The organism is Clostridioides sp. LIBA-7602 (genome assembly GCF_056688945.1).
In genome coordinates, this window is record NZ_CP196991.1 from 2,145,812 (window position 1) to 2,158,444 (window position 12,633).

Here is a 12,633-nt window from a genome sequence, read left to right on the forward strand (position 1 = left end):
ATTTATAATAAAAACTGAAATTAACATCTATGATATATGTTTTTAAAATTTGATATATTTTGTTTTATAGTACATCTATTTTAATTGGTTTACATAATTTTATTATTTTATACAGTATTAATTATTTACTAGTACACCATTTAATGAAAAGGTTCTAGGTTCAGTGATTTTAACCATAACTAATTTTCCAATTAAATCATCACTTCCACCTTCAAAATTTACAAGTTTATTTTGTCTAGTTCTACCAGCAAATTTATTTTCATTATTCTTACTTCTTCCTTCAACTAAAACTTCAACTATTCTATTTTTATATCCATTATTTATATCTGCTGAAATCCTATTTACAGCTTCTAATACTCTATTAAATCTTTCATGTTTTATTTCTTCTGGTATTTGATTTTCCATTTTAGCAGCAGGAGTTCCCTGTCTTTTGGAATAAATAAATGTAAAAGCTGAATCATATTTAACTTTTTCAATTACATCTAAAGTATCCAGTAAATCTTCTTCTGTTTCTCCTGGAAAACCTATCATTAAATCTGTTGAAAACGCAATGTCTGGTACTTCTTTTTTAGCCTTTTCTATTATTTCTAAATAATATTCCTTCGTATAATGTCTATTCATTTTTTTCAAAAGACTACTACTTCCACATTGTATTGGTAAGTGTAAAAATTCGCATACCTTATCGCAATCTCTAATTGCATATATTACTTCATCAGATATATCTTTTGGATGAGATGTCATAAATCTAACTCTTTCAATTCCTTCTATCTCATTTACTTTTCTTAAAAGCTCTGAAAATGTAACTGGATTTTCAAGTGTCTTACCATAAGAATCGACATTTTGTCCAAGTAAAGTTATTTCTTTTGTTCCATTTGCTACAAGTTCTTTTATCTCATCAATTATATCTTCAGGTGTTCTACTTCTTTCTCTACCTCTTGTATATGGAACTATACAGTACGTACAGAAATTATTGCATCCATACATTATATTTACAAACGCTTTTAGTTCAAATTTTCTATTACTTCTAAGACCCTCTATTACCTCTCCATCCACATCCCAAACATCTACTAACATTTTGTCAGAATTTATTGATTCTGTAAGTAGTTGTGGAAATTTATATAGATTATGTGTTCCAAATATAAGGTCTACATGTTTGTATTTTTTTCTTAATTCTTCCACAACATGTGGTTGCTGCATCATACATCCACATACAGCTATTTTCATATTTGGATTTTTTCCTTTTAGATGCTTTAGTTGACCTAAGTTTCCATATACTTTTAGCTCTGCATTTTCTCTAACTGCACATGTGTTATATATTATTAAATCACTTTCTTCAACCATCATTGACATTTGGTATCCCATTTCTTCTAGCATCGAACATAATTTTTCTGAATCATGTTCATTCATTTGGCATCCAAAGGTTTGAGTAAACACGAGTTTTCTCTTTCCAGTTCTGTTGAAGTATTCTTCATTTTGTCTGTGTATTTGTTCTATATATTTATCTTGTTCTTGTATTTTCTCTATAGGTATTGTTACTTGTTTTCTTTTGCTCACGTCTATTCCTCCTAGTTAATTTCTTATATTACACATAACCTTAATTATATCAAATAAGAAAAATCTTTTAAAGATATTATTATTTTTCTATGCGTGTTTTAATGATAATTTAGATAAGATATGTCAATTAAGGTAAATCATCATATAAAATATAAGTAAAATAATAAATAAAAGAGATAAGTTCAATCGAAATTAGTAGAAATAAAAAAGAGAAAATAAAACAATTTAATAGTATTTTCTCTTTTTTACTTATTCTAATTTATAGTTATAATAATCCTATAAGATTCTAGTTAAAAACTACTTTATTTTTGTAACATGTCTTTTAAATCTAATACATTTTCTTTTATTTCTTGTACATCTATCTTCATTATTCCCATTTCTATTAATACATTTTTATTAATTTCTTGTTGTTGTGTAGATAATTCGATAAAGTTTTCTACTGTCTTTTTATACATATCTCTATCTTCTTTCTTCTCTTGCATCGTGTTTTTGAATAAAAGGGCACATAGTATTCCTATTGCTCCCAAACTACTTAATTCTGTTACTAGCTGTTCCATAGTGACCTCCTATTCTAACTGGTATAAATTCAATAATGTTATTTTAACTTCAGTTCCTTCTGTATTAGTTACTTTTCCTTTTGATATGCTTTGAGTATTAAAAAATTCAACTCTATAATACTGATACTCATTATTACTGCTTACTTCTATAAAATCAGCATCTGAAAAATCATACTTATAAATATCATCCTTCCATTTGCAAAACAAATCTGGATTACAGCTTTCACAGTTGTGCAATTCAGTAAAACTTGACCCATCATTTGAGCCTAAGAGTTTGAATTTAAATGGAACTTGTGCAGTATCTTGATTTGATACTGTTGTTCTAAAGTGCATTTTAATAGCCCATATCCTTATATTTTTATCTAGTTTTATTTGAACCCATTGACTTGTGTTCTTACTTAAACCAGTTAAGTTTAAGTCATCCCCTAAAGTTTCAGTAAACGCTCTGTATGCTCCCCAAGTATTTTGACTTGATGTAGCTTCATAAGGCTCTGGTTTATTATTGGCTGTTAGGTATGCTCCATAACGTTCAGTATGTTTAATTTCTGTATTATTAGAATAAACTACTATACCACCTAAGTGAATTTTATCTATATTCATTTCGCCTAAATAGATTTTATTTAATTTTTTATTTTCTAATGCTATCATGTTTTTTATCCTTTTTTTAATTATCTTAGACAATAAAAAAAGACTATGCTATATAGTCTTACTTTGATTTATACCTCTGTTATTGTATATGTTATTCTTAGTGTTTTATCTGCTGTTTTTTCAATCGGTGTAGATAGATTATTTATAGTTGTTAATACTGCATTTAAAAGATAAACACCCATGAACATGGGGTCTTTTGTATAAAAAGTTACAAAGTAATTATTATACGTTTGTGTTGTGCTGTCAGCGTTTAAATAATAAATTTGTCGTTCAAGTTTTTTTACTTTATCATTTACAATCATTATTTTGTTAGAATATAAATTCCCACCATTCGCACAAAATTTAAGAAAACCTTCACTGTCGAAAGTAAGTTTTCTATCACTTTCTAATAATTTAATAGTTTTATCTAAAAAATTATATTTGTAAAATGAATATGCATCTTTTGTAACTAAGTACACAGAATTATTGTTAATTGGGAAAAAATTTATTGCTCCTGTTGAAGCATATAAAAAAGTATTTTCTAAAATTACAGTCTCCTCTGTATAACTAAAGTCTTTTTCTGATATTTTAATGATATTAAGAGTTGCATTTCCTGTACTGTTTCCTAAAGTACTAAATCCGTATATACAACCATCTTTACCATGCGAAAAATTTATTTTTCTTTTTAACATTCCAATTTCAGTTCCAGACAAAACTTTAGTTTCTAAAAACTTAGAAAAACTAGGTTCGTCGTTAATTCCAAATTCAAAAAAATTATGTTTATATTTTTTTATTTCTATATCTCCTGTTGAGGTATTGTTTTCGCAAAAATATAAATACCCCTTTTCAAAATCAGCAGAAACGACTGTCGGCATTTTTTCGAAAGTCCTGCAAGAAGAATTACAATCAATCATTATATATTCAAACAAACCATAGTCACCTACATACATATGTGTTAGAGAAATACACTTTATAATTCCGTTTGCTTGTGTTTTATCAAATTCCCAAACGAGTTTGTATCCATTTTCAAGTTCTTCCCATTCCTCGAGAACTGGTGAACCTCTTTCAATATCATCACTATTGTTAACTTCTTCTCCTGCATGTCCGACTATGTTTACACCATACGGTATCGCTGTAATTTCTGGATTTTCTTCTATGTTGTTATCTAATAATAGTATCCCTTTAAAAAACATATTTAAAGGAAAAAAGTTGCTAGGAATTACTTGCCCGTTCAAATTTACACTAAGCAAATCTTTAATTGCATTTGTAACTATATTATTTTCTTCATATGTTTCTATGTTTCCGTTTTCGTCTGTAAGTTCTATTTTAGCGTGTCCTTTCATCGACATTTTATCACCTCTTATTTAGTTCTCATTCCAATTAAGCGTACTTTTGTATAAGTATCTGTAAACCCTGTGCCTTTTGCGGCTGCTTCATCTGAAATATAATTATCATTAATTTCTTTTGTATTTAAATTTGCTATAAAAATCTTATTTACATCTTCTGTTAATTCAACTATTTTTTTGTTGTTAATATCTATAATAAATTTTTCTTTAACAGACTTTATATTATTACTCATTTTATTTTTTGATTTAAATTTATCACTTAATTCTAATTTAATGAATGAAGGACTTTGATTTTTAGAATAAATTAAGTAATTTCCTAAAAAAATTTTATTTAATTCTTTATTACCTAAAAATACTTTTTTTATCTCTATATTATTTATATTAAGCATCTTATCACCCATTTATTATATACAAGGTAGTAGAATCTTTTGTCGTTATGTTATCATATTCAGTTTGTGTACCAGTCCAAAAGTTTAAGCCAGTTATTGTTTTAGAGGTTAAATCGGGTTTATTTATCAAGCTAGTATAATCACCATCAAATAACATTGGCTTATTAGTTAAACTATTGTAATTGCCATCGAAATCTGATTTTGCATCCCAACTAATTACTTTTTCTTGTGTAATTCCATCTAAAACAGTTTTATTATTATGAACATGACTTTGTGATGTGTCTATATCAGAATTTGTTATATACCCTGCATCATTTTCAAAATCAGATACTTTAGTTGGTTTATTTGTTAAGCTATTGTAATTACCATCGAAATCTGTTTTAGAATCCCAACTTGCCACTTTGTCTTGTGTAATTGCATCTAGAATAGTCTTATTTGTATGAACATGATTTTGTGAGCTATCTATGTCTGAACTTGTTATATACCCTACATCATTTTCAAAATCAGATACTTTAGTTGGTCTATTAATTAAGCTATTATAATCTCCATCAAATATCTCCAGTGCTACACGTTCATCTATTTTTGTAGCTAAATCTGATATATCATCTACTAGATTCTCCTTAGCAATATTAATATCTTGAGTCATTAAATCTATAGAACTATCAATCTTACTAGTTAAGGTACTTATATTAGTATTTATATCCTTTATTAAATTTTCTTTAGTGTCATTTATATCCTTTATTGAATTTGTAATATCAATAATTGCTTGGCCTAATACATCCCATTGAGGAGTTGATTCTATAGCATTATCTTTGTCTAATGATTCTTCGACTTGTATTTTCATCTGAAAAGTAGTTACTATCTCTTGATTTTTTCTAAATTGAAATTCTACCTTAATTAATCCAGGCAATGCAAGAATATTGTTATCTAAAATAGCCTTTACAATGTTACCATTTATAATACAATTCTTTTGAATTAGTACTTTATCATTCTGAAAAAACGCTAAAGCTGTATATCCTGTTAAATCTGTTTGCTTGCCATCTTCAACCAATCTTATTGAAAAAGGTATTAGATTATCGAATTGCTTATATATTGGCACAGAATATACTTTCGTATTTAAATCAACTGTATAAATTTTATCTCTCATTTTTTTACTCACCTGCCTTTTATATTGCTTCTACCCACCAATTTCTTATATATATGTTAAATTCAAACGTTCCAACTACCCAATATTCAAAATAAAACTCTGGACGTAAATTCGAAAATCCCGAAGTTTCTAATTCCATAACGACATTTTTTCTTCGAAATGTGTCTATTTTAATTTCTATAGTTTTTCTAACTTTAGCATAAATTAAACCGATTTTAACTGTATTGTTATATTCGGGGTTTGGCTTATAGTCACCAAGTTCATGCACGCAGTCATAGTCAAAAACAACAACCATTTTAATTTTTTGGTATTGTAATAAGTCAGCATCAAAATATGAATTATAGTAGTTGTGATATCCATCAGTACTTATATTAACTCGTCTTCCATAAAGTTTTAAATCATCAACAGTGTAATAAGTAAAATAACCATATTCATAATATAAACGTTTATCATCTTTTATTATATAAAATGCGCCAGCAGGCGGTTTGACTACTTCACCACCAGAATCACCGCCACCAGAACCGCCACCACCAGTCGAATCTCCATCCAATAATATTCTTTTTTTAACTCCTGCATTTTCATAATATAATTTATCTTTTTCAAAAGAGATTTTCCCATTTACAGTATCTATAAAACAAGAATTTTCGTTATTACCAAATTTAAATACCTCATATTCTGGATAACCACTTTGATAAAGTCCAAAAGAATTTTCTCTAATACATAAATAATTTTCAGAGTCCCTCTTGTATCTTAATGCATCTCCAATACCCTCTTCATATTGGGCTGTAGCATCAATAGAGCAATCAATCCCTCTTTCTTCATTTACAAATAAATGAATAATTGGATTATCTGTACTTGATTTTAACTTATCAACAGATAAAGTATCTGTTATAATATTGCTACCATTTATTCTAGTTTCTCCCTCATCCTCAAGAGAATTGAAAGTAACATATCCTTCTAAATCAATATTTATTGCAGACATCTCTATCTTTTCTGCTGATTGGTTAATAGTTGATACTATGTACTCACCATCTATTTTTTTAGTTACTTCCATTACTATTTTTTCAGTGTCAATTACAATCTTTGATACTGCTTCATCAACTGTACTTTGTACTATAGCTTCTATACTACCAGACAATATTTCAAACTTAGACTCTAAAGTTTCTTGTTTATCTGTAATTTCTTTTACATAAAGTTCTATACTTTCATTTGTTTGAATAAAGCCACTCTCAAGTTTTTTTAAATTACTATCAAGCCTTTGTATAGTCCTTGATGCACTTCTAACTTCCTCTTTATCTATCTTTGCTTTAACTGTAGAACTAAGGCCACCATTGTAATTTATCTTATTATCACTTATAAATGTAGCCTGTGGTATATCATCTTTATCATAGATAATTAATTTATCACCTACATCAAGTCCAAAATCACCCTGCCAGTCCATACTAAAACCAGTATAAACAAAATTCTTGTATTTATTTAAAATGCTTTGTGCGACTTTTCTTATCTCACTTTCCTTATTGTAATCAAGTAACAAAACACTTAATTGTAATCCATTTTCAAAAGGGTCTCCAGCAACTACTCCATTTATATCAACAAAATTTATTTTATTAGATTCACTACCTATAGTTACATCAAACCAATTATTACCTGTGATTTGTACATCTGTCTCTATTAAGTCTAAAAATTCTATTTCACCATATTTAACAATCAAAAAAGACCCTGCAATGACTGCACAGTCCATCAAAACTTGTCTATATGTAGCTTCATCTGAATTTGGTTTATATTCTATAAGTAAGTCATTATTATTGAATCTACGTTTTACTATCTTGTCACTTAATTTTAGATTTAAAATGTTCGCTATATCTACAACTATATCATAAACTGTTGCTGGAAATCCTATATTTGGTTTGTAGGCTTTATCAGTTAATATAAGGGTATCATAACATTCAAGTTTTATTATTTTTCCACTTAACTCTGTTTCGAATATATAGTATTTTCCAAAGTAAATTTCTTCTATTCTTGATTGATATTCATTTATTGCTATTTCTATATAAAAATACAGGTCAAACCATTTATTTTTAAATTTATAGTCTTTAAATTTGTTAGAATAGTTATTTATTTCTATATTTACTGATGTAGCTATTCCTCCACCAAGTTCAAACTTTTCATTATTTAAAATAGATTCTTCTATATTTATAGATATTATATCTTCATCAGTATATTTTTCACCATTTATTATAATTTTAGAATTTATAATCCTTGAGCTTTCCAATATTGCTTTTTTATATTCTTGACTAGTTTCTTTCATTATTATCACATTCTTCAAACTCAGCTAATTTTTCTTGTAGTTCAATAATATAAGTATCCTTTTCATCATTAATAGCTTTTTGTATGATTAAATCATTTTGAAGTTTTACAACCTCATTTAAAGCCTTTTGATAAAGTAATCTATCGCTTATTTTTATATCCATGAATATACCTCCTTACTTTTCTATAAAATTCATTTTTAGACTTTGCCAAAATATATTATTATCTTTTTTTAACGCAACAGGCATAGACCTATCCCCTACATAAAAAGTCTTTGTCTCTATGTGCCCTAAAACAGGATCTGGATATGTTATTTTAAAAAAAACATCTTTTACTTGATTTAGAAGTATAGATATTTCACTTGAATCTAAAATACCCCATTCACAACTTAACTTTCTTTTAGTTGCTATTCTATCTCGACACATCTCTCCTTTTGCATTTCTATTACTTTCTCCATCTATATCAGTTAAATCTACTTGAAAAACTGTAGGAGCAATTATGTCTACACCATTTATAGATAACATATCACCACTCCTTATAATTCTAATATTGTTTTTCCTGTTTTTCTTTCCATTTGTCTAAATGCTTTTATTACAACTTCACCCATTTTATTTCCATCCATTTTTAATTCTACTGTCAAATCTCCACTAGTATTATTGTTTTTTCCTAATCCATTCATTCTTTCCATAATTTTGTTTGCTAATAAATCAAGTCCTTGTGTATTATTTTCAAGCGGTACTACAGCTTCTGTTCCTCTTTCTCCAACCATACTTAATGTTGGTTGTTCAATGATACCTCCTTTTGCAAGAAGAGGTATTTTAGGTATTCCAAAAGAATTACCTCCAAGACCAGGAACCCAATCTGGAATATCAAATTTAAGACTTCCTAGGCTGCTATTAAATAATTTTATAACACCATTAAGTGGTGCTTTTACTATATTCACAAGACCATTAAATGCTTTTTTAAATACACCTGGTATAGCATCTATGACTGATTTTATTTTAGTCCCCATTGAACTAAAGAATCCGCCTATTTTACTACACACTCCACTTATAAAATTCTTTATATATCCAAAGATTTCTGTAGCTTTCTTTTTTATTGTATCCCAATTTTTATATAAAAGCACTCCTACTGCTATAAGTGCACCTACTGCTATTACAACTAAGCCAAATGGTCCTAACATTGTTCCTAAAACTTGTGGAATTAACTTCATGACTCCACCAGCAGCTGATATTGTATTTTTTAAACCATTAAATATATCTATTCCTTTTTTAACAGTATCAAATACTGTACATGCAGTTTTTACGACACCAAAAGCAACTGCCATACTTCCAAGAACAATTATTATAGTATCTAAAACTGGTTTACCTTCATTTAATAACCAATCTATGAAATTTGTTAAATAATCAGCAAGAGTTCCTAACACATCTAAAACGAAAGAAATTGCTGGTGCTAATATGTCTATTAAGCCATTAGCAAAAGGTGCTATAAAATCTGTTATAACATATCCTACTAGTTCAAAGATTTTTTCTGCTAGTTTTACAATTCCTAGATATAAATGCTCTCCTCCATTATCCCAAACTTCTACCAACTTCCCTGTTAGGTTTTCAATTACTCCTATAATAGCATTTAAAATTTCATAAAAAGTTGTTGCAAGCGGAACACCCACAACCTCCCAAGCTTCTCTACAGCTTTCTTGCATATTGTGAAGTAGTGTAAGCAAATTAGTTATAATATCACATATTCCTTGAATTATTTGTTTTCCGATATTATTACTTTCCCATGCAATACTAAATGCATCTGTAATTTCATTTATAGTACCAAAGATATCTGTTAATATTTGAAGTATGAGTGTATTTATTTCTACCCCTGTGCCATTGTTCCATACTTCAACAAAAGTCTGACCTATATTATTTATTAACCCTAAAATAGAATTTAGCATATCAAATATAGTTTGTATTAATATTGTTCCTGTTTCATTACTCTTCCAGGCTATATCAAATGCACCTGCAATACTTCCTATAATATCAAATATTGTTTTTAGTAAATTAAGTATATTTGTACAAAATTCAATACCTGTACCATTATTCCAAACTTCTATAAAAGAATTTCCTATATCTCTAATAATTCTTAATACATTCAATAAAGCATCTGATATACTTTGAATTAATTGAGTTCCTAAATTATTAGATTCCCAAGCTATTATAAAAGCATTGTTAATGTCTCCTATAACATTAAATATATTTTGAAGTATCTGAAGAGTAGTAGTTAATATTTCTGTTCCTGTACCATTTGTCCATACTTCTTTAAATGACGAACCTATTGATTTTATTACATCTTTTATACTTGTAAAGGCATATTTCATACTATCAATAGTTGCTTGACCTTCTTTACTCCAAGCATCTTGAAATGGCTTAAACATATCTGCTAACATTTTATTTAGCTCTTGATTTACTTTTGATAAATTTCCTGTATCTATATTAGGACTAATAGGGGAAGTTACATTTCCCATATCTCCTAAGCCATCAGTATCTGAATTTTTAGTTAGTGTATTTATCTCATCAAACCCACTTATTAATCCTTTTATTTTTTTTGCTGTATCTTTTGATGCATCTCCAATACCAGCTATTGAATCACTTGCACTATCAGAGTTGTTTCCAATTGATTCAATATCTTTTGGTATAGAGCCAAAACTACCAGATGATGCATTATCTCCAAAAACAGATTCTGTGAAAGCTTTAAATTGTTGTGCTACAACTTGCAGTTTAAGTATAAGTGTATTTAACATTTTTACAACTGGTGTAAGCATATTAATAAGAGCTTGACCTAATGTAGCTTTTAGAGCATTGAATTGTTCTGAAAGTATTCTAGTCTGATTTGCCCACGCGCCTTGAGTCCTGACAAAATCGCCCTGTGCATCTTTTGTAACACTTAGTAAATAATTATATCTTAGTAATGTTTGTTCAGACTGACTCATATCTTGATATGCTTTAGTTATTCCTTTTGACATTGCATATGCCTCTAAATTAGCAACTGACATGTTAATACCTAATTGTCTTAAAGGTTCTATCTCTCCTGAGATACCACTTCTAATTTTCTCAAAGGCTTCCTCTGAATCAAGATTATAAAATGAAGACATATCAGCAGATAATTGTGTTATAGTTTTAGACATATCAGAAGCTTGCTTAGTTGATAATCCAGAACTTTTAAGCATAGCTCCCATAGTTCCAGTATATCTTTTAGCAGCTATTTCTGACATACCCATTTGAGTTATAGAAGTTTTAGCAAAGTCATTAATATCCTGTGCCATACTTCCAAAGGTAACATCTACTACATTCTGTACTTCATTTAAATCAGAACCTAAATCAATACATGATTTACCAAATGCGGCTATTGCAGTTGCGCCTAAAGCTACTCCCACCATTTTACCTACTCCACCAAAAGCACTTCCAATTGTTGATTTAGCTCCATTTGCTATACCACTTAATTGCTTATTAAAAGTTCCCTGATTTATATTTAGGCCTAAATTTATAGTACCTACACTAATACTCATCTATGCACCTCCCTTCTAACTAAAGGTTTCCTTACACCAATTTTGAAAGTTATTTATATAAGAAGAATAATTATTTTTATCTTCTCTAAGCTTTTTATTACGTTTTAATATCCAATCATTTCTTATCTTTCTTTGTTCTTTAGTAAAACCTTTTAATATTTTAGGGTCTTTTTCAGCTCTAATTGATACAATTTGACCAAGAGGTGTCTCTGGCATAATTCCAGATAATAAAGAACAAAACTCTGACCAAGACATATCAATCTCAGTTCGGAGTCTTATTCCATATTGTTTTGCAAAACTTGATTCTATTAATTCCCAATCTTCATATAAATCATAAAATCCATCAGATTTATTTTGAGTTTTGAAATCGACTTTCTGTATCTTCGTAAGTTTCTCCTGATATAGCAGCCATAACTGCTATAAATATAGTTTTGTAATCTACAAATGAAAGCTGCATTGAATCTATTTCCTTGAATGCCTTTTCTCCAAGTAATAGTTTTAAAGCATCATCTATAAGCTCAATTTCGTTTGAATTATTCTCAGACATTCTCTGATTTACTATAAGAACAGTATTTTTACTGTTATTTACAGTATATATTTTACCTTCAGATATTTTTATTTTTGGTTTTTCGTTTGTTAATTTTGTTGATATATCTATTGTATTTGACATACTTTAACTCCTCTTATTAATATTTCTAACTTTCACTAGAACCTGATGCAGGTGTATATATTGGTTTACCATCACTTAAGGCTTCCCACTCTAATGCATCTGTAGCAGTAGAATCTCCACCCATGCTAGTTACATTTATTATACAATCAAATTTAAGAGTTGCTCCATCTGGAAAATTAATTGAAAATATACTATTGCAATCTTGTCCATTTTTAAAAGCAAGCCCTGCTATATAATCATTGCCAGGGTCTCCATAATTTCTTTTTCCTCCCATAGATACTGATAAAGATTTAGCTGTCATTAATCTTCTTGTCCATCCGCCTTGATCCATAGGATTCCATTCTTCTATATTTCCATCAATACTAACACTTAATGATTCTGCATCCTTAACAATAGTATCTGCATCACCAGTTCTACCAGTTGTATTGACTCCAAATGTTAAGTCATACACAGGTACTACTCCACTTTTTCCTGCCATTTAAT

The 12,633-nt window shown here is 28.6% G+C and carries 13 protein-coding genes; all 13 read right to left on the reverse strand.

The annotated features are described in order from the left end of the window. Positions 1–117 precede the first annotated feature (117 nt). Positions 118–1,554 carry a tRNA (N6-isopentenyl adenosine(37)-C2)-methylthiotransferase MiaB gene (miaB, locus tag ACTG45_RS10245; protein WP_479918908.1) on the reverse strand — a complete coding sequence of 479 codons (1,437 nt, stop codon included), beginning with the start codon at positions 1,552–1,554 and terminating at the stop codon, positions 118–120. 302 nt (positions 1,555–1,856) lie between these two features. Then, complete coding sequence (locus ACTG45_RS10250; RefSeq protein WP_223153022.1) at positions 1,857–2,111, reverse strand: hypothetical protein; 255 nt, start codon at positions 2,109–2,111, stop codon at positions 1,857–1,859. A gap of 9 nt (positions 2,112–2,120) precedes the next feature. After that, on the reverse strand, positions 2,121–2,759 hold the full coding sequence (locus tag ACTG45_RS10255) for a hypothetical protein (protein WP_479918909.1): 639 nt from the start codon (positions 2,757–2,759) through the stop codon (positions 2,121–2,123). Positions 2,760–2,827: 68 nt separating this feature from the next. Continuing rightward, positions 2,828–4,087 (reverse strand): hypothetical protein, encoded by a 1,260-nt coding sequence (locus ACTG45_RS10260; protein ID WP_479918910.1) that lies wholly within the window; start codon positions 4,085–4,087, stop codon positions 2,828–2,830. 11 nt (positions 4,088–4,098) lie between these two features. Then, positions 4,099–4,473 (reverse strand): hypothetical protein, encoded by a 375-nt coding sequence (locus ACTG45_RS10265; protein WP_479918911.1) that lies wholly within the window; start codon positions 4,471–4,473, stop codon positions 4,099–4,101. A 4-nt stretch (positions 4,474–4,477) separates the two neighbouring features. Continuing rightward, positions 4,478–5,620 carry a phage upper tail fiber protein gene (locus tag ACTG45_RS10270; protein WP_479918912.1) on the reverse strand — a complete coding sequence of 381 codons (1,143 nt, stop codon included), beginning with the start codon at positions 5,618–5,620 and terminating at the stop codon, positions 4,478–4,480. Between the two features lie 19 nt (positions 5,621–5,639). Then, positions 5,640–7,928, reverse strand: coding sequence for a hypothetical protein (locus ACTG45_RS10275; RefSeq protein WP_479918913.1), 2,289 nt, complete (start codon positions 7,926–7,928; stop codon positions 5,640–5,642). Beyond that, the gene (locus ACTG45_RS10280) at positions 7,915–8,091 is read right to left on the reverse strand and encodes a hypothetical protein (RefSeq protein ID WP_021384774.1); all 177 of its coding nucleotides are present in this window, start codon (positions 8,089–8,091) and stop codon (positions 7,915–7,917) included. The genes ACTG45_RS10275 and ACTG45_RS10280 overlap by 14 nt, the downstream gene beginning before the upstream one ends. A gap of 12 nt (positions 8,092–8,103) precedes the next feature. Beyond that, a complete protein-coding gene (locus ACTG45_RS10285; RefSeq protein WP_223153016.1) occupies positions 8,104–8,451 on the reverse strand; it encodes a DUF6711 family protein in 348 nt (115 codons plus the stop codon). An 11-nt stretch (positions 8,452–8,462) separates the two neighbouring features. Further along, entirely contained in the window at positions 8,463–11,480 is a 3,018-nt protein-coding gene (locus ACTG45_RS10290; protein WP_479918914.1) for a phage tail family protein, read from the reverse strand. Between the two features lie 15 nt (positions 11,481–11,495). Continuing rightward, positions 11,496–11,888, reverse strand: a complete 393-nt coding sequence (locus tag ACTG45_RS10295; RefSeq protein ID WP_054270429.1) for a Gp15 family bacteriophage protein — start codon at positions 11,886–11,888, stop codon at positions 11,496–11,498. Then, positions 11,830–12,150, reverse strand: coding sequence for a hypothetical protein (locus ACTG45_RS10300; protein WP_054270430.1), 321 nt, complete (start codon positions 12,148–12,150; stop codon positions 11,830–11,832). Before ACTG45_RS10300 ends, ACTG45_RS10295 begins: the two co-directional genes overlap by 59 nt. A 25-nt stretch (positions 12,151–12,175) precedes the next feature. Then, positions 12,176–12,628 carry a phage tail tube protein gene (locus ACTG45_RS10305; RefSeq protein ID WP_223153013.1) on the reverse strand — a complete coding sequence of 151 codons (453 nt, stop codon included), beginning with the start codon at positions 12,626–12,628 and terminating at the stop codon, positions 12,176–12,178. Between the last annotated feature and the right edge of the window lie 5 nt (positions 12,629–12,633).